18 protein-coding genes are annotated in these 19,189 nt (G+C 28.3%); 11 read left to right on the top strand and 7 right to left on the bottom strand.

Annotated features, from left to right (window positions below; genetic code table 11):
* Positions 1 to 116 precede the first annotated feature (116 nt).
* The 6 genes from QIA00_RS01830 to QIA00_RS01805 are packed head-to-tail and all read left to right on the top strand — an operon-like array spanning position 117 to position 8,316.
* Entirely contained in the window at positions 117 to 884 is a 768-nt protein-coding gene (locus QIA00_RS01830; RefSeq protein WP_316257142.1) for a hypothetical protein, read from the top strand.
* A 12-nt stretch (positions 885 to 896) separates the two neighbouring features.
* Positions 897 to 2,369, top strand: coding sequence for a glutamate--tRNA ligase (gltX, locus tag QIA00_RS01825; RefSeq protein ID WP_316257141.1), 1,473 nt, complete (start codon positions 897 to 899; stop codon positions 2,367 to 2,369).
* Positions 2,370 to 2,386: 17 nt separating this feature from the next.
* Positions 2,387 to 3,724 (top strand): glycine--tRNA ligase, encoded by a 1,338-nt coding sequence (locus tag QIA00_RS01820; protein WP_316257140.1) that lies wholly within the window; start codon positions 2,387 to 2,389, stop codon positions 3,722 to 3,724.
* Entirely contained in the window at positions 3,721 to 4,938 is a 1,218-nt protein-coding gene (tyrS, locus tag QIA00_RS01815) for a tyrosine--tRNA ligase (RefSeq protein ID WP_316257139.1), read from the top strand. Before QIA00_RS01820 ends, tyrS begins: the two co-directional genes overlap by 4 nt.
* A 10-nt stretch (positions 4,939 to 4,948) precedes the next feature.
* Positions 4,949 to 7,240 carry an AAA family ATPase gene (locus QIA00_RS01810; protein ID WP_316257138.1) on the top strand — a complete coding sequence of 764 codons (2,292 nt, stop codon included), beginning with the start codon at positions 4,949 to 4,951 and terminating at the stop codon, positions 7,238 to 7,240.
* A 17-nt stretch (positions 7,241 to 7,257) separates the two neighbouring features.
* Positions 7,258 to 8,316, top strand: a complete 1,059-nt coding sequence (locus tag QIA00_RS01805) for an NAD(P)H-dependent glycerol-3-phosphate dehydrogenase (RefSeq protein ID WP_316257137.1) — start codon at positions 7,258 to 7,260, stop codon at positions 8,314 to 8,316.
* A gap of 23 nt (positions 8,317 to 8,339) precedes the next feature.
* On the opposite strand, the gene QIA00_RS01800 is transcribed toward QIA00_RS01805, so the two are convergent.
* Complete coding sequence (locus tag QIA00_RS01800; RefSeq protein WP_301427173.1) at positions 8,340 to 8,618, bottom strand: PTS sugar transporter subunit IIB; 279 nt, start codon at positions 8,616 to 8,618, stop codon at positions 8,340 to 8,342.
* Positions 8,619 to 8,625: 7 nt separating this feature from the next.
* Positions 8,626 to 10,002: an aminopeptidase gene (locus tag QIA00_RS01795; protein WP_316257136.1), complete on the bottom strand. Its 1,377-nt coding sequence runs from the start codon at positions 10,000 to 10,002 to the stop codon at positions 8,626 to 8,628.
* A 125-nt stretch (positions 10,003 to 10,127) separates the two neighbouring features.
* On the opposite strand from QIA00_RS01795, the gene p22 reads away from it, so the two are divergent.
* Positions 10,128 to 10,712, top strand: coding sequence for a lipoprotein P22 (p22, locus tag QIA00_RS01790; protein ID WP_316257134.1), 585 nt, complete (start codon positions 10,128 to 10,130; stop codon positions 10,710 to 10,712).
* A 41-nt stretch (positions 10,713 to 10,753) separates the two neighbouring features.
* On the opposite strand, the gene mgsA is transcribed toward p22, so the two are convergent.
* The 5 genes from mgsA to QIA00_RS01765 form a co-directional block, all read right to left on the bottom strand.
* On the bottom strand, positions 10,754 to 11,134 hold the full coding sequence (gene mgsA, locus QIA00_RS01785) for a methylglyoxal synthase (RefSeq protein WP_316257132.1): 381 nt from the start codon (positions 11,132 to 11,134) through the stop codon (positions 10,754 to 10,756).
* Positions 11,135 to 11,226: 92 nt separating this feature from the next.
* Positions 11,227 to 13,239 (bottom strand): cyclic di-GMP phosphodiesterase PdeA, encoded by a 2,013-nt coding sequence (pdeA, locus tag QIA00_RS01780; protein WP_316257131.1) that lies wholly within the window; start codon positions 13,237 to 13,239, stop codon positions 11,227 to 11,229.
* A gap of 20 nt (positions 13,240 to 13,259) precedes the next feature.
* Positions 13,260 to 14,246, bottom strand: coding sequence for a prolipoprotein diacylglyceryl transferase (gene lgt / locus QIA00_RS01775; RefSeq protein WP_316257129.1), 987 nt, complete (start codon positions 14,244 to 14,246; stop codon positions 13,260 to 13,262).
* The gene (locus tag QIA00_RS01770; protein WP_316257127.1) at positions 14,246 to 15,388 is read right to left on the bottom strand and encodes a MinD/ParA family protein; all 1,143 of its coding nucleotides are present in this window, start codon (positions 15,386 to 15,388) and stop codon (positions 14,246 to 14,248) included. The genes lgt and QIA00_RS01770 overlap by 1 nt, the downstream gene beginning before the upstream one ends.
* Before the next feature lie 3 nt (positions 15,389 to 15,391).
* Positions 15,392 to 15,817, bottom strand: a complete 426-nt coding sequence (locus tag QIA00_RS01765; RefSeq protein WP_316257125.1) for a hypothetical protein — start codon at positions 15,815 to 15,817, stop codon at positions 15,392 to 15,394.
* A 64-nt stretch (positions 15,818 to 15,881) separates the two neighbouring features.
* On the opposite strand from QIA00_RS01765, the gene QIA00_RS01760 reads away from it, so the two are divergent.
* From QIA00_RS01760 to QIA00_RS01745, 4 genes are read left to right on the top strand one after another with little or no spacing between them, the layout of a single operon-like run.
* Positions 15,882 to 17,309 carry a S41 family peptidase gene (locus QIA00_RS01760; protein WP_316257123.1) on the top strand — a complete coding sequence of 476 codons (1,428 nt, stop codon included), beginning with the start codon at positions 15,882 to 15,884 and terminating at the stop codon, positions 17,307 to 17,309.
* Between the two features lie 3 nt (positions 17,310 to 17,312).
* Positions 17,313 to 18,044 carry a 16S rRNA (uracil(1498)-N(3))-methyltransferase gene (locus tag QIA00_RS01755; RefSeq protein ID WP_316257122.1) on the top strand — a complete coding sequence of 244 codons (732 nt, stop codon included), beginning with the start codon at positions 17,313 to 17,315 and terminating at the stop codon, positions 18,042 to 18,044.
* Positions 18,037 to 18,630, top strand: coding sequence for a hypothetical protein (locus QIA00_RS01750; RefSeq protein WP_316257121.1), 594 nt, complete (start codon positions 18,037 to 18,039; stop codon positions 18,628 to 18,630). Before QIA00_RS01755 ends, QIA00_RS01750 begins: the two co-directional genes overlap by 8 nt.
* Before the next feature lie 39 nt (positions 18,631 to 18,669).
* Positions 18,670 to 19,158, top strand: a complete 489-nt coding sequence (locus tag QIA00_RS01745; protein ID WP_002656642.1) for a CarD family transcriptional regulator — start codon at positions 18,670 to 18,672, stop codon at positions 19,156 to 19,158.
* Positions 19,159 to 19,189 lie beyond the last annotated feature (31 nt).

The following is a 19,189-nucleotide window of genomic DNA, read 5'->3' as shown; positions in this document are numbered from 1 at the left end:
TTGAAACTAAGCCCTATTAACCATGTATATCATATTATTTATTAATTGTCTATCTATTAGTATAATGTATTTATTATATCTCAATTTTTGAATTAAGCTTTTTTTAAGAGATTTTTATGGTAGAAAAAATTCGCTTAGGTTTTAATGTTATTTTTCTTGGATTATTTATTTATTTTCTGGCAATTTTAAGATTTCAAATGAAATTAAGCTTCATTTTGTTTAATTACCAATTTATTGTAATCTATTTTTTGTTAGTGATTGTTTTTAATGTTATTTATTCCCAATATTTTTTTCCAAGATTGTATTTTATTTTAAATAGGATGGAAGATACATTTACTTTTTTAAAGCTTAAAATGGTTCGTAAAAAGCTTAAAAGTGTTTTTGAAATATCTATTCTTCTTAGATTTATTTTAATAAAACAAGATAAAAAAAGCCTTGATGAGCTTTATTTTTATTTAAAAGACACCAGATTAAGGCATAAAACAATAATAGAGCTTTATTCTGTTCTTATTAGTTTTAGAGAAAAAGAAAAGGCTTCTAGTTTAATTTTAAATTACAAGTACAGTGTAAATAAGTGGGTGAAATATTGTGAGGCTCTTAGTATGTTGTCATTTGAAGAGCACTTAAAGCTAAAAGAGTTGGTAAATTTTTTAGATAAGTTTTTTTTAAAAAATGATATTTTTACTATTTATTTCTATTATTTATTGCGAAAATCAAAAACATCTTTTGATTTGCTTGAAAGAAAAAAAATTGAGATTAGAAATCGATACTATAAATTTAAAAACAGAATAGATTCTAAACATACAAAGCTACTTGGTTCGAATTTATTTTTTGTTGTTTTTTATTATATTTATGATTTTTCTAAAAAAGATGTTTTTTATTAAAGGAGTTTTGTTTTGAGTATAAGGGTTCGTTATGCACCTTCTCCAACGGGCTTGCAACATATTGGTGGTATTAGAACAGCTTTGTTTAATTATTTTTTTGCAAAGTCTTGTGGAGGTAAATTTTTGCTTAGGATTGAGGATACAGATCAGAGCAGGTATTCTCCAGAAGCTGAAAATGATCTTTATTTCAGTCTTAAATGGCTTGGTATTTCTTTTGATGAGGGCCCTGTTGTAGGAGGTGATTATGCACCGTATGTTCAGTCTCAAAGAAGTGCAATATATAAGCAGTATGCTAAATATTTAATTGAATCTGGGCATGCTTATTATTGTTATTGTAGTCCTGAAAGGCTTGAAAGGATTAAGAAAATTCAAAATATTAATAAGATGCCACCCGGATATGATAGGCATTGTAGGAATTTAAGTAATGAGGAAGTTGAGAATGCGCTAATTCAAAAAATTAAGCCCGTTGTCAGATTTAAAATTCCTTTAGAAGGAGATACTAGCTTTGATGATATTTTGCTTGGAAAAATTACATGGTCAAATAAAGACATTAGTCCTGATCCTGTAATTCTAAAGTCAGATGGATTGCCGACTTATCATCTTGCCAATGTTGTTGATGATTATTTAATGAAAATTACCCATGTATTAAGGGCTCAAGAATGGGTTTCTTCAGGTCCATTGCATGTGCTTCTTTATAAGGCTTTTAAATGGAAACCTCCTATTTATTGCCACCTTCCAATGGTTATGGGAAATGATGGTCAAAAATTAAGCAAAAGACATGGTTCAACAGCTTTAAGACAGTTTATTGAAGATGGATATCTTCCAGAAGCTATTATTAATTATGTTACTTTGCTTGGCTGGTCTTATGATGATAAGAGAGAATTTTTCTCAAAAAATGATCTTGAGCAATTTTTTTCAATTGAAAAGATCAATAAATCTCCTGCTGTTTTTGATTATCATAAGTTAGATTTTTTCAATAGCTACTATATTAGAGAAAAAAAAGATGAAGATTTGTTTAATCTTTTACTCCCTTTTTTCCAAAAAAAAGGGTATGTTTCTAAGCCTAGTACTTTAGAAGAGAATCAAAAATTAAAGTTATTAATTCCTCTTATAAAGAGTAGAATTAAAAAATTAAGTGATGCTTTAAATATGACCAAATTTTTTTATGAGGACATTAACTCTTGGAATTTAGATGAGTTTTTAAGCAGAAAAAAAACAGCCAAAGAGGTTTGTTCTATTTTAGAATTAATAAAGCCTATTTTAGAAGGATTTGAAAAAAGATCATCAGAGGAAAATGATAAAATTTTTTATGAATTTGCCAAGAGTAATGGTTTTAAATTGGGAGAAATTCTTCTTCCCGTTAGAATTGCAGCGCTTGGCAGCAAAGTCTCTCCACCGCTTTTTGATTCTTTAAAATTGATAGGCAAGTCTAAGGTTTTTGAAAGAATAAAATTAGCACAGGAATTTTTAAAAATAAATGAATAGCTATTAAGGATATTTTTATGGTTAGAATGGAAGATATTATTTCTCTTGCAAAAAGAAAAGGGTTTGTATTTCAGTCCTCAGAGGTTTATGGAGGCCTTTCAGGAGCTTGGGACTATGGTCCTTTGGGAGTTGAACTTAAAAAAAATATAAAGAAGGAGTGGTGGAAAAGCATGGTGTATTTGCATGAAAATATTGTAGGCTTAGATAGTGCTATTTTCATGCGCCCCGAAATTTGGAGAGCATCAGGTCACGTTGATGGTTTTTCAGATTCTATGGTTGATTGCAAAGATTGTAAAAGTAGATTTAGAGCTGATTTTGTTGATTTGTCAAAAAATTGTCCTAATTGTAAAGTTGGGAATAATTTTACTTCTCCAAGAAGTTTTAATTTAATGTTTAAGACCCATATTGGAGTAGTGGAGGACAGTTCTAGTGAGGTTTATTTAAGACCTGAGACAGCACAAGGAATTTTTGTTAATTTTAGAAATGTGCTGGATTCTTCAAGGCTTAAGATTCCTTTCGGGATTGCTCAGGTAGGTAAAGCGTTTAGAAATGAGATAGTTACTAAAAATTTTATATTTAGAACTTGTGAGTTTGAGCAAATGGAAATGCAGTTTTTTGTTCATCCCAAGCAAATAGACGAGTGGTTTTGTTATTGGCAGCAAAATAGAATGAATTTTTTTATAGAAACTCTTAAAATTAGGCCTGATAAATTAAGATTTAAGGCTCACGATTCAACACAGCTTGCTCATTATGCAAAAGCTGCATTTGATATTGAGTATGAATTTCCGTTTGGATTTCAGGAAGTAGAAGGCATTCACAATAGAGGCAATTATGATTTAACTCAGCACGCTAAATTTTCTAATAAGCCCAAAATATTTGAGTATCATGATTCGTTAACAAAAGAGAAATATGTGCCTTATGTTATTGAAACTTCTGCTGGTCTTACAAGGTCTGTTTTAATGACCCTGTGTGATGCTTATTCTGAAGAAGAGCTCTCAGATGGAGATAAGCGTATTGTTTTGCGCTTACACCCCAAGTTGGCTCCTTACAAGATTGCTATATTTCCTCTTGTTAAAAAGGTTGAGCTTATTGAGGTTGCTAGAAGGATTTATATGGAGCTTTGCGATGATTTTCATGTATTTTATGATGATAGTGGAACAATAGGCAAAAGGTATAGACGTCAAGACGAAATAGGAACTCCTTATTGCGTAACGATAGACTACAATACTATTGAAGATGATACAGTTACTGTTAGAGAAAGAAATAGTATGACTCAGAAGAGAATTTTTATTAATGATTTATATTCATACATTAAAACAGAGATTTTAAATTATAAAGAGGATTTTAATAAATGAATTTTGCTTTAAGTCTTTTACATGAACGTGGATTTTTAAAGCAATGTACATCTTTAGAAGTTTTAAGTGATTTAATGGATAGAGAAAAAATAGTTTTTTATGCAGGAGTTGATGCAACATCTGGTTCTCTTCATATTGGTCATTTGATTCCCTTTTTAGCAATGATGCACCTTGAGCAACATGGTCACATGCCAATTATTTTGATCGGAGATTCTACGGCAAAAATAGGCGATCCTTCTGGAAAAAGTGAGATGAGAAAAATTTTATCTTCAGAAGAGATTAGCAATAATGCCATGTTGATAAAAAATCAACTTCAAAGAATAACTAAGTTTGCTTCAGAATGTTTTATTCATAATTCAAATTGGTTAGATAATCTCAATTATATTGAATTTTTAAGAGATATTGGCATGCATTTTTCTGTTAATCGTATGTTAAGCTTTGAAACTTATAAAAGAAGGTTGGATTTTGGACTTTCATTTATTGAGTTTAATTATCAACTTTTACAGTCTTATGATTATTATATGCTTAATAAAATTAAAAATTGTCGACTTCAAATTGGTGGTGATGATCAATGGGGGAATATTATTTCAGGGGTTGATCTAATTAGAAAAAAAAATGGATCGGAAACTTTTGGGCTCACGTTTCCATTAATTACAAGAAGTGATGGAAAAAAGATGGGTAAATCAGAAAAAGGTGCTGTTTATCTTGATTCTAATCTTTATAGTATTTATGATTTTTATCAGTATTTTAGAAATACTTCAGATTCCGATGTGAAAACTTTTTTATATCTTTTTACCTTTTTAGAAAAAGATGAAATTGAATTAATTTCAAATTTTGAGGGAAATTCTTTAAATAAGGCCAAAGATATTTTAGCTTTTGAGATAACTAAAATTGTTCACGGAGAAGCGGAAGCTTTGAAAGTTCAAGAAGCATCTTTTGCTGCATTTAGGGGAAGTGGAGATAGAAGTAATATTCCATTTTTTAAATTTAGCTTTTCTAATCCAGAAGAAGAGGTATTGTTAGTTGATTTGATGTTAAATTCCAAAATTGTGCCTAGCAAATCAGAAGGCAGAAGACTAATTAATTCTGGGGGTGTTTATATTAATGGTAAAAGGGTAGAAAATCAGAACCACCTTCTTACTAAAAAGGATTTTAATAACAATGAATTTGAATTAAGATTAGGTAAAAAAAAATTTTTACGAATTGTTTTATAGTTGATTTTGGATGTATGATAGAAGAGCTTTAAATTGTTTGTTTTTCAACACTTTTTTGTTTTTCATGGAGTCTAAGCATCTTGTGTTTACAGAAGAGCACATTTTTTATGGGCTTATTAAAAGCGATAAAGTCAAAGAGCTACTTAATTTGTGTGCAATTGACTTTTGTAAACTTAATAAACAATTAAAAGAATTTTTTAGTAAACTTCCCTTAAGAAGCAATTATATCCCAGACTATGTTTCTAGTATAGATTATTTATATGACGATATAATTAGTGCTCTTTTTTTTTATAAAAAACCCTATAAAATACAAGAAAAAGATTTATTGTGGGTGCTTGTCAAAAAAAGAAAAAATAGTATTTTAGATTCGCTTCTTAGTTCAGGTTTTAATTTGACTATTTTTGACAAACTTATTGAAGTTCATGATTATTTGGCTGTAAATACTAAATCTGCCTCAGGCGACAGTGAATTAATTGCACAGTATATTCATAATAATACGCCAAAAAGAAAAGGAGGTTTTCATATTTTTGATAATAAGCGTGATAAGTTGGATCAAAATAATATTTTCTTAGAGGGTAAAGACTCTATTGGTAATTTTTTAACAAACATTATTGATGCTTTAGATTTAAAATATAATCCTTTAATTGGCAGAAATCGAGAATTATCTCGGCTAATCCAGGTGATACTTAGAAAGCATAAAAGTAATCCTATTTTATTTGGAGAACCTGGCGTTGGAAAAACAGTATTAATCCAAGGTCTTGCATATAAAATAAAAGTAGAAAATGTTCCAAAGGATTTAATAGGGTATGAAATCTATTCTCTTGATATTGGTAGGCTTGTTTCAGGTACTAAATATAGGGGAGATCTTGAGAGTAGAGTGAATAGAGTTTTAGATTTTTTAAACTCAAGAAAAAAAGTTGTGCTTTTTATTGACGAAATCCATATGATAGTGGGGGCAGGAGCTACTTCATTTGGTAGTATGGATATTTCCAATTTGTTAAAGCCCATTCTCACTTTGGGAAAAATTAAATTTATTGGGGCCACTACAGAATATGAATATAGAAAATTTTTTTTAAAAGATAAGGCTTTAATGAGAAGGTTTCAGAGCATAGAGCTTAAAGAGCCCAATTTTGAAGACACTTATAATATTTTGCAGGAAATTAAAAAAGATTATGAGAGATATCATAATGTGGAATATACAGACGAAGCAATACAAGCTTGCATTCTCATGTCTCAAAAATATATTAAAGATAGATTTCTTCCAGACAAAGCTTTTGATATTTTAGATGAATTGGGCTCTAAGTTTAGACTTGAAAACATAAAAAGGGTCATAACAAAAGACGATGTTTGTGATCTGATTAAATCCATTGTTGGTTCTAATATTTTTAATTTTGAAGAGTATGATAGCAAATTCTTGATTAATTTAGAAAATAGAATAAAAAAAGAACTTATTATAAACGATAACTTGGTATTTGATTTGATATTAAATATTAAATTATTAAAATTCAATTTACTTGCCAACAGAAGTACTATTGGTATATTTGCCTTTGTTGGTGCTTCTGGATCAGGAAAATGCAAATTGACGGATATTTTATCACAAGAGTTTAAAATTCCGAAATTTAGTCTTAACATGGGTGGGTATAGTGATTTTAATTCTCTTGATAGATTGATTGGGCCTGTTTTAAGTAATGAGGGGTATTATGAATCTACTGGATTTTTTGAATTTTTGAACAAATCTTCCAATTCTATTATTTTTTTATCAGATTTTGATAAATGTAATAAAAGGGTTTTGGATTTTTTTTTAGAGGGGTTTAAAACAGGTAAACTTTTTGATGGTCTTGGGAAAAAGGTAAGTTTATCGGAAAGTTTAATAGTAATAAGTATTAATGCTGAGGTCAAGGAGCTTAATAGTATTGGCTTTAAAAATAAAATGGCGGGGGTAAATGATTTTAACTTTATATTAGAGAAGAGATTGCCTAATGAATTTTTAGAGTTAATAGATCATGTATTTGTATTTAAATCTATTGATGAGTTAGATTTTGAAAAAATCATTTTTAATGAACTTAATCGTTTTGCAAGGATATTAAGAGATAGAAAATTTGATCTTTTTTTTGAAAAAAGTGTTGTTGATTATATTCGAGAAAAGATCTATGGTAAGGGTTACAGCTTAAAAAGTGTTAGAAAATTTATATTCAAAGAATTGGGAAAGCTTTTAATAGATGAAATTCTTTTTAAGAAAATTGAAAATTCTGGTAAAATAAAAATCTATTTAGATGAAACAATAAAATATGAGTTTTTATAAGGTTATAGGGAGTATTTATGAAAATATCAGTAATAGGAGCAGGTGCTTGGGGAACAGCTATTGCAAAGTCTTTAGCAGATAAATTTGATTTTAATATTTTTTTATGGGCCTTTGAAGAAGACGTTAAGAATGGTATTAATAATGACAATGTAAATGTTAAATATTTAAAGGAAATTAAATTGCCAAAAAATTTAGTTGCAAGTTCAGATTTGCTTGAAGTTGTAACAATGTCTGATTATATTTTCATTGCAACGCCCTCTCCTTTTACTGTTGACATTTTAAAAAAATTAGATCAATTTTTACATTCTTTAGGGATAAAGCCAAAGCTAGCAATACTTACAAAAGGATTTATTACTTTTGATGGTAAAATTCAAACAGTTATTGAAGCTGCTGAGAGAGTTATGAAAGGATATAAAGATGAAATTACTTATATTGTTGGTCCAAGTCATGCTGAGGAAGTTGGGCTTGGTGTGATAACAGGGCTTGTTGCGGCTAGCAATAACAGAGAAAATGCATATTTATTTATTAATTTATTTAGTAAAACCCCAATTTCTTTATTTTATAGTAATGATGTTTTTGGGGTGCAAATAGCAGCAGCTTTAAAAAATGTATTTGCAATTGCATTTGGAATTTTGGATGCTTATAAATTGAATTATCCCAATTTAATAGGAAATAATACAGAATCATTTTTATTTTCAATATCCTTAAATAATATAAAAGATATTGCAATGGAACTTGGGGGAAGAAATATTGAAACGTTTTTATTTTTGTCTGGTTCTGGCGATTTAGATGTTACTTGTAGAAGCATTTTTGGAAGAAATAGACGATTTGGCAATGAAATTGTTAGCAAAAATATTTTAAAAAGCTTTTTTAGTATAGATGATTTGATAAATAATATTGAAAAAATTGGATATTTGCCAGAGGGAGTTTTGGCTGTTAAATCAATTTTTTCCCTTTTAAAACAATTAAATCGTGATCTAAATTCTAATAGTTTGTTAAGCATTATATATAAAATTTTGAATAAAGAGTTGGTTCCTGAATCTGTTATTGAGTATATGAGAGATGCTAGACAATAAAATAAAGCCTCCTCTCAGAGGCTTTATTGTTTTTGCTCATTCATCATATATAAAATTTTATTATAAACATCTTCGATTATTTCAAAATTCATAACAACTTCTGTAAGTTCATTAGATTTAATGGTTCCTATTATGTTGTCATTTTTTGTTAAATCGTCTCTTTTGACTAAAGAATTGCTGTCTACTAAAATTTTTATTCGTGTTAGGTCTTTGTTTATGTTTTTTATGTTTTTAATTCCCCCAAAGCATTCTATAATATGCTCAGCTACTTTGATTTTATTTGTTTTTTCTAAATCTACCATAGTAATTTTATTCCTTGTAGAAAGCTTTATATGCTAAGTAAGCATTGTATAAATCAAATTTAGAAGTTATTTCCATTGGAGAATGCATACTTATAACAGCAGGGCCCATGTCTATTGTTCTTATTCCATAGCTAGCTAAAAATTTGGCAACAGTTCCTCCCCCTCCTTCTTCTACTTTTCCAAGTGTTGCTACTTGCCAGGCTATATTGTTTTTATTTAATAATTGTCTAATGTAAGAAACAAGCTCAGCATCAGCGTCGCTGGCCATACTTTTTCCACCATGCCCTGTGTATTTCATTATAGGTATTCCATAGCCAAGTTTGGGAGCATTTTGTTCGTCATGAACTGAACTAAATAGTGGGTTTATTGCTGCACAAACATCAGCAGAAATGCTTTTTGAATTCCACAAAGCTTTTTGGACGTGAAGATTGTTGTATTCTGATTTTTTAATTTTAAAGATCATGTCAGAAACAAAATATTCAAGATATCTTGAGTCTAGTCCTGTTGAACCTGTTGAACCAATTTCTTCTTTATCTACAAGAAAGCAAATGGCTGTTTTGTTTGGAGTCTCTTCAAGATCAAATATAGATTCTAGTGAGGTGTAAACGCATATTTTGTCATCTTGTCCGTAAGCGCCAATTAAGGCTTTGTCAAATCCAACGTCTTTTGCTGTTCCTGCAGGCACTATTTCAATTTCTGATGATACAAAATCCTCTTCTTCTATTTTGTATTTTTCTTTTATTAGTTGCAAAGTTGCCAGTTTAACTTTATTTTTTTCTTTTGTTTCGATTGGTAGGCTTCCAATTAAAATTTTTAGATTTTCTCCCTCAATAATTTCATCTGATTTTTTATTTCTTTGTATTTTTCTATCAAGATGGGGCAAAATGTCGGGAATTACAAATACAGGATCGTTTTCATTATCTCCAATGTTGATTTCAACCTTTTCTCCATTTTTTAAAAATACCACGCCTCTTATTGAAAGAGGTGTAGATAACCACTGATACTTTTTTATTCCTCCATAATAGTTGGTTTTAATGAATGTAAGTTCATTTTCTTCAGAGATTGGTGAGGGTTTTGCATCAAGTCTTGGTGAATCTGTGTGAGAAACAATGAAATTCATTCCATCTTCAATAGGATTTTTGCCAATAATAGCAAAAGCAACAGATTTTTCTCTACAGGTATAAAAAATTTTATCGCCTGGCATTAAATTTTTTTTCTCTTCAGCGTTAATAAATCCCAATTTTTTTGCTTTATCTAGGGCATAGGCTAAAACTTCTCTTTCTGTTTTAAATTTACTTATAAATTTTTTGTAACTTTCAGAAAAATTGAAAATTTGATTTTTTTCTTCTTCATTTAAATATATCCATGGATTTTGTTTTTTCATATTAATAAGACCTCCTGTTTCATTTTAACATTTTAATTGTTTTTAAAGTGTGTACAAAATAAATTATTTATTGTAGACTTACTTTTAATTTTAATATGATTAATAAATTATAAGGGAGAATTTTTATGTATAAAAATGGTTTTTTGAAAACTTATTTGCCATTGTTTTTATTTTTTTTAATAATTGCTTGTACTTCAAAAGATAGCTCAAATGAATATGTTGAAGAGCAAGAAACAGAGAACTCTTCTAAGCTTGATGATTCTAAAATAGATGAACATACTATTGGGCATGTTTTTCATGCTATGGGAGTAGTTCATTCAAAAAAGGATCGAAAAAGTTTGGGGGAAAATATAAAGGTTTTTTATTTTTCTGAAGTAGATGGATATTTTCAAACAATACCCTCAAAAGAGAATGCAAAGCTAATAGTTTATTTTTATGACAATATTTATGCGGGAGAAGCTCCAATTAATATTTCTGGAAAAGAAGCCTTTATTTTTGTTGGGATTACCCCTGACTTTAAAAAGATTATAAATAGTAATTTACATGGTGCTAAAAGTGAACTTATTAGCACTTTTAAAAATCTTAATATTGAAAATTCAAAATTGGAAATTATAGTTGATGAGAATAATTTAGATGCCAAGACTTTCCTTAAAGCTGTTAATTATATTGTCGACGGTGTTGAAAAAATTTCACCTATGCTAACGAATTAATTTATATTTTTGATTTTATAGGCTTTAATTTAGATTTTAGTCTATAAAATCAAGCTTTCAAGTCCTTTTATTAAAATTTCTGCTGTTTTTATGTTGGTTGCAAGCGGTATTTTATGTACATCGCAAAGTCTAATAAGAGCTGACACATCTGGTTCGTGAGGCTGGCTTGTTAGGGGATCCCTAAAGAAAAATATAGCCAAGATATTTCCTTCAGCTACTTCAGCTCCAATTTGCTGATCTCCCCCCATAGGGCCTGATTTATATTTAATGATCGTAAGATCGGTAGCTTGCTGGATTTTAGACCCTGTTGTTCCTGTTGCAATAAGCTTAAATTTGGACAAGAAGTGATAGTTTTGTTTGACAAAATTTACCAAATCTTCCTTTTTTTTATCGTGTGCTATTAATGCTATTTTTTTTTCCATTAATTTTATTCCTTTTCCAATGTAAAATAATTTTTATTGAAATTTAATAAAATTTAGCCATAAGTATATTTTTAGATTTCACTTTTTAGAATTTATATTGGTTCTGGTTTGTGCCATAAAAATCCTTGCCCATAGTCTATTTCTAGTTCAATTATTTTTTTTAATATTTCTTCATTATACACAAATTCGGCAATAATTTTTATATTTTTTGTATCTGCTATTTTTTTAATAGATTTTATTATTACAAAATCTATTTCACTAGAGTTTATTGCTTTTATGAAAGATCCGTCTATTTTAAGTAAGTCTATTGGTAGTGTTTTAATATATGAGAGTGATGTATGTCCGCTTCCAAAGTCATCAAGTGCTAGTTTAATTCCAAAACTTTTTAATTCTTGAAAATATTTGTTTATTATCTCAAAGTTTTCAAGAATTCCAGTTTCTGTTATTTCCAAGCATATATTTTGAAGCGGGATTTGACTTTTCAATAAAGTATCTCTTAAAAAGATTCTAAAGTTTTGGGATTTTAGTGAATAAGGAGATATGTTAATTGAGAAAATGTGAATTCCATTTTTTGATACAAAGCTTTTGTATTCTCTTAAAGCCTTTGTAACTACCAATGTATCAACCTCAACAGTTAAATTATATTTGTCTATTAAGTTAAAAATTTGATTGTTTGGAATTGGTTTGCCCATGTGGTCAAAAAGTCTTGTTAAGATTTCTATTTTAGGCTTTAAGTTCTTTTTAAGAGGATTGATTTTTTGATAATAAAGAGTAAAAAAATCATTTTTTATTGCTTTGAGTATATATTGAAAGATTTTGTTTTGATTTTTTAAAATCACTGCTTCTGGTAGTTCTTCTTTGTATATAGTGGGATTAGATTCGTTGTATTCTGATGATATTTTTGTAGCCATCATTAATTTAGGAATTTTGAATTCTAGGTTTTCTTTTAAATTTACCTCTATTATTCCAATATTGAATTTGAATATAATAATATCTTCTTTTTTAAATGCCAGCGTAATTGTTTTTTTGATTTTTTTGGCAATTGAGATTATTTGCTTTTCACCTCCACTTGTGCATATGATTACTATTAAATTGTTGTGTTTTAGTTTAAAAATATATTCAGAGTATAATGACATTATTTTTGAATACATTATTTTAAGCATTTTCATATTAAGCTTTTCTTGATCCTCTTTGTATTCATATTCTGCTGTTAGGGATATGTCTAAATTAAGCAAATATATTCTTTTTTTTTTGTAAATATCCATATGATTTACTAATAATTTTTCAATTTCTTTGGCCTTTTGCATCTCGTCTTGTGAATCAATAATTTCTAGGTATTTATAGTTTTCTATTTTATTAGGGTTTGATATTTCTTTAATTGTTATTAATTTATCGATATTGTTTTGAGCGATTGTGCTAATAAATATATCTACATGTAGTTTTTTATTATTTTTTAAAGTTAAAATACAATCGGTTATTAATATATTTTTAAATTCCGGAATAGAATTTGTGTGGTAACTTAAATTTATTTTTTCTAACTTTTCCCAATCTCTGATGTCTATGTCGGTTACTTTGATTATATTTCCAGAGGTTTTCATTGGAAGATTAAGATTTTTACTACCTTTTTCATTGATATAAATAATTTCATTTTTGGTGTTTGTGATGATTACTATTTCTTTTATAAGTTCTGATAAATTTAAAAAGAAATCCAGAGTTGTGTTTTTATTGTCGCAAAATAGTTTTTTTTGATGTATTAAGCTTTGCTTATATTCTAATTCGTTTATATCTTTTATTATTTCTATGTGATTAAGTTTTAAATATTCTTTATCAAATTTTTCGTTGCTAATTATAATAGAATGGATTTTGTTTGCATTTTTTAATTCGTTTGCAATGTTTATTGAAAAATCTATTGGTTTTTCATAATTATAAATAATAGCAAATTTAATATTATTTTGTTTTAAATACTCGTTGTATAAAGCTTTTTCAGATTTTACGATTTGAATTAAGTTAAAAATAGATTTAAGCTTTACGAGATCTCTAAGATCAACTTCTTTTTTAGAGATTATAACTGAATTTATATTTTGATAATTATTAACTTTATTCATTTTATTGGCTTGCTCTTATTTTAATTTTTGTATGCCAAGTTGGTGTTATTTTTTATTTTTTTATCTGCAATTTTTTTAGTGACTATTATCCAGATTAAACCTGAGAGCATCAGCGCTAGCGAGAGCATTTGTCCCATTGATATGTTTAAAAAAGAAAATTCAGACAGACTTTTAATTGGCTTGTAGGTTATTATAAATCCAAGTTCTTTATCTGGCTCTCTTAAATATTCAATAAAGAATCTGAAAAAAGCGTAAAGCATTACATATACACCAAAAATAAATCCATCATATTTTTTGATTTTTCTAAATAAAAACCATAGCAACAGAAAAGTTACAGGCCCTTCGAAAAATCCTTCAATAAGTTGAGAGGGTATTCTTGGAAGGTTGATTAGCAGGTCATGAGGCGAAATCTCAAGTCCTATTGATGATGCAAATTCTTTTACACCCGGTATATTTGTGTCAAATGGTTCTGCATTGGGGAATATTATTCCTCCTTTCATTACTCTTCCATAAAGTTCTGCATTTGCGAAATTAGCAAGTCTTCCAAGTATATAGCCAGAAGAAAAAGCTATTGATCCATAATCTGTTAGTTTTAGAAAATATTTTTGAACATTTGTATTTTTAAGCTTTGTATTTATTGTGATTAGAGGAGCAATTATTGCCCCTAGAAAACCCCCATGGATGGCCATGCCTCTAAAGCCCGTAAAGTTCCAATGTTGGTCGAATGGCAAAAGTATTAGCCAAGGATTAGAATAATAAATTCCTGATTTATCGTAAACCAAGGTAGATGCCAATCTGCCCCCTAAAATTGCTCCAAGCACAAGTGAGAACATAAATGTTTCATAGTCTTCTTTTTTAATATCAACGTTATCTGATTGTATTTGATACCAAATAAACTTATAAGAGATTAGTATGATTAAAATATAAGATAGGCTATACCATGTAATTGGTATGCCTTGAATCACTTCAGGATGTAACCAACTTGGGTAATTTATGTAATTTGGCATTAGACCTCCTTAGCCTTTTCAAGCTTTTCAAAAAGCTTTTTTTTAAATAACATATTTTGCTTTCTTAAGGTTTCGATTTCTCTTTTCTGAGTTTTTATTATATCAATAATTTCACTACTTTCTATTGTTTTGTTTTTGATCAAAGATTCAAGGTATTCAATTTTTTCAATATATTCTTCCTGAGCTTCTCTTAGTACAAAATCATAACTTTCATTTAAATCTTCTTCGTTTAAAAGCTCGGCATCATTTGTTAAATCTTCAATTTCGATTAATTTTTTTGCAATTTTTTTTATACTTTTAGAAGTTGGGCTTGTAGGTTTGTATATCGTGATGGGTATTTTATTGTTTAAAGCTTGATCAACCATTTCATCTTTATAGATTGCTCCAATGCTTTGTAAATTTATGCTTAAATAGTTTTTTGCGGATTTTATTATTTTTTCGGTTTTTTCAATGTCTTTGGGAGCTTTTAGCATATTAAATATCATGAAAGGACTAATTGTCTTAAACAATTTGTTAAATTTAGAATAATTTTCAGGATCTTCGCTTTCAAGTTTTAGCAGCAAATTAGGTATATAAACTCTTTGAAGATCGATTGAATTTTGTTTTATTGCTCTGAGAATTTCATTTCCTTTTGTTCCTCTTTTAAACACGCTTGATAACAGTCTGAATATTATATTTTTAAGAAATAAATATGCATTCATTGTAGCTGTTACTGTTGGGGTTGTTACTATTACTCCTCTTTTTGACATTAGAAAAAAGTCTATAATATTAAAAGCTGTTCCTGCTCCAAGATCAATAACTAAGTAATCATATTTTAAAGATTTTAAATTTTTTATTATGATTTTTTTTTGAGAAGCAGCTATATTAGCAAGTTCTGGAATATCAGAATCTCCTGCGATGAAGTTTAGATTTTTAATTCCAGATTGAATAATAATGTCTGAAAAATTAATCTTTGTTTTTAAAAATGTTCCTATACTTTTTTTTGGCGTAATGTTTAACATTGAATGCAAATTAGATGCTCCAAGGTCAAGATCAACAAGTAATACGCTTTTTCCTTCGTTTGCCAGACAAATTGCTATGTTTGCTGAAAAAAGGGATTTGCCAACTCCCCCCTTACCACTGGCTACAGGAATAATAATCAAGCTTTACTCCGATTTTTTTATTTTTGCTTTAATTAGCGCTAATATTGTTACGTTAAATACTAGGTAAACTACTGTAATTCCTAAAAGTATGATCAGAGAGGTTTGGTAGACGTATATTTTAAAAGTAAATCCCAAGATGAAAAGTAATAATGTTAATATTGTTTGAAATAGTTTAGTTATTACTATGGTGCTGTGAAGAATTGTGAATTTTTCGTAGACAAAGTAATAGATTGTTAAATTGGCCATGAAAAATTCAGGTGAGTATAAGATAAATGTTAGCATAAACTTTATGGAGTAATTATTAATAAAAATTAATTTATTAATGGCTTGGTATAATAAAACTAAGATTAAAAGGCTTTCAGTAATTTGTAAAAAAACAAGTCCTGCTCTGTAAAGGTGGTGTGTTTTTTTAGGATGTGAGTTTAACATAGTTTTAAAATATTATATTATGGAAATAAAATCAAGTTTTAATTTTTGCATTAGGAATGAATAAATGAAAAATAAATTTTTAATATGTGTATATTTTTTATTGACTCTGGGTATAAGCTCTTTAGTAATTGTTGAATCTATTTTTGCTTTTGATGGATCTAATAATAAGTTATCAAGATCAAATTATGAGCAGATGATGATTCAAGCTTTTGAATTTGTAAAGGAAAATTATGTTGATCCTGTAAGCGATGAAGTAATTTTTGAAGGGGCTTTAAAAGGAATATTTCAAGCCTTGGGCGATCCTTATTCTCAATATTTGACAAAAAAAGATTTAGAAGAAATTTCAAAAACAACAGTAGGAGATTATGTTGGCATTGGAATTTCTATAATAAAAAAAATGCATTCCCAAGATAAGCAAGACAAGGCAAAAGATCTTGATCCCAATAGCGCTTGTGTTTCTATTGTTACGCCTTTTGAAGGAGGTCCAGCTTATAAGGCTGGAATTAAATCTGGAGATTGTATTACCGCTGTTGATGGTAAGAGTGTGTATTCTATGGAAGTAGATCAAGTTGTTGATCTTTTAAAAGGTAAAGAAGGCACAAAAGTTAAAGTATCTATTCTTAGAGGAAAAAATTTAACATTGGATTTTGAACTTACAAGAGAGAAGATAGAAATACAAACAATCAAGTATGATGTTATTAATTCAGATATTGGTTATATAAGAATAGTAAGCTTTAATCCACACACCTCTGTAGATTTTAGAAAAGCTTTAGATAATCTTAAAAATAAAAATATTAAATCTTTAATTTTAGATTTAAGGCTTAATACTGGAGGATATTTTCAGGCAGCTATAAAAATGGCGGATGATATTTTATCTAAAGGAATTATTGTTTCCACAAAATCAAGAAATTCTAGCAAGCCTATTGATTATAAGGCAAGTTCAAAACAAGTTTTACCTCCTGATATAAAAATTGTTGCTTTAATAGACAGATCTTCAGCCTCAGCATCAGAGGTTTTTGTAGGAGCCTTAAAAGATAATAAGAGAGCCTTCATTATAGGTGAAAAGTCTTATGGCAAGGGGCTTATTCAGCATGTAGTTCCTTTTTATACTGGTGGATTTAAAATTACAAGCTCAAAGTATTATACTCCATCTGGAAAGAGTATTCATAAGGTTGGAATTGAGCCCGATTTGGAAATAAAATCTCCAGATTTTTCTGAGGAAGAAGCATTAATATATAAAGAAATTTTTGATAAAAAGCTGATAGAAGGCTTTTTGAAGGGTAAGAAATCCATTACCGAACAAGAGATTGATTTTTTTGTTGAAAATCTTGTCAAAGAAAATCCAAAATATAAAATCGATAAAGAATTTTTAGGCAAGTATGTGTTTTTTAATTACTATCAAGACAATAATAAAGAATTGCCGATTTATAATCTACATTATGACAAGGCTTTAAAAACAGCTTGTGAATATTTGTCTAAATTAGGTAATTAAATTGTGAAGCAAATTGTTTTGGATGAGAATTGTTTAGTAGGCGATTTTATTATTGTTAAAGATACAAAAATATATCATCATCTTGTTAATGTAAGACGACTTAAAAAGGGTGATAAGCTGAATATTCTTTTAAAAGATAAGGAATTAAGATCTTCAGAAATAGTAAAAATTGGTAGTAATTTTATTAAGTTTACTACCAATAAAATATATAAAATTGAAAAAAATAATTTTGAGATAAGTATTTTTATTTCTACTTTAAAGGGCAAAAAAATAGACTTGGTATTAAGACAGGTTGTTGAGATTGGAGTTTCAGAAATTAATATTGTTAATGCGGATCGTTCTGTGTCGAAAATGGATATAAGCAATGCATCTGCCAAAATTTTAAGATTTTCAAAAATAATAGATGCGGCCTTAAAGCAAAGTGGTAATAAAATTGTTCCGAAAATTAATTTTTATAATAATTTTTTTCATTTACCTTATTCTTTTTGCACTACAAGATATTATGTTGCTCATCCAAGCGGAACGATTTTAAGCAAGAATGAAAGTTTTGACAATTTTGGCAAAATTGGAATTATAATAGGCCCGGAAGGATGCTTTTCGGAGTCAGAAATTGTCTTTTTTAAGGATAAGGGCTTTAATTTTGTAAGGTTTAACACTCCAATTTTACGAGCAGATACGGCTATTATTTATTCGCTTGCTTATTTTAAGGCATTATTAGAGGATTATAATGGCTAATTTAAAAGACATATATTCAAAACCAGACAGATTTTATTTTTTAGGTGTGCCTATAGATGTTTTTGATAGTCGCAGCAAGCTTATAAGCAGATTTGTTTACCTTTCAGGACATCCTTATCATTCAATAGTAATTTTTATTGGGCTTAAAGCTTTTTTAAAGGCTTTGATTTTTAAAAAGTTTAGAAATCACATTAAAAATTCTTCTCTTGTTTTTTTGAATTCTAAGATTGTAAGATTTTTTTGTAGGATTTTTAAAAGAGTTAATATTGACTGTTATGATTCAAATACAGTTCTTCTCATTTTAATGGAAATACTAGAAAATGCCCATAAAACATGTTATATTATTGACAAAGATAAAGTGATGTCAAAGAAAAAATTTTTAAGATTGAAAGAATCTCATAAAGAAATTAGTTTTATTGGGTATTATGATTTAAAAGCTGTAAAGAGAAATAAAGAAATGTTTTTTGCAAATATTAACAAACTTACTCCTAGTGTAATAATAAGCTTTTGTAATGATAGATATCTTGAAAATTTATTTTATGAAAATAAATTCTATATTAGAACCAATTTAAGCGTTTTTTTATGAGCTTTTAAATTTTAACTATCTATATTTTATGAGGTAAGTATGGCATTTTTGCTAAATCAATCAGTAGTTTATCCAATGCATGGAGTAGGTACTATTAAGGATATTAGGACTAAAGAGTTTAATGGTGAGATTATTGATTATTATGAAATACATTTTCCATTTAATGATATGATTTTTATGGTTCCTGTTGCTAAAGTTGATGATTTTGGCATTAGAGCTTTGGTTAGCAGGGAAAAGGTAGAAGAAGTTTTTGATGTTATTAAAGAGTTTGAAGGTCAAATAGATTCAAAAAAAATAAAAGATGGTGGTCATGAATTTTATAAAAAAAGCGATATTTTAGATACAGCAAAGTTATATAAATTTTTATATAAAAAATCTACTCAAAAAGAACTCCCTTTTTATGAAAAAAGGATTTTAAATGATTTTGAGTTAATATTGGAGCACGAGATTAGCTTAGCTTTGCAAATTAGCTTTGAAGAGGCTAAGAAGAAGATTAAAAATATTTTGGTCGACAACAAAAAGGCTTAAAGTTTTTTCAATTTTCGAGGGGGAGGATTTG

The organism is Borreliella americana (assembly GCF_032595795.2).
GTDB classification, from domain to species: Bacteria; Spirochaetota; Spirochaetia; order Borreliales; family Borreliaceae; genus Borreliella; species Borreliella americana.
Note: the sequence above shows the minus strand (reverse complement) of the source record. Positions and strands in the feature narration are given on the sequence as shown.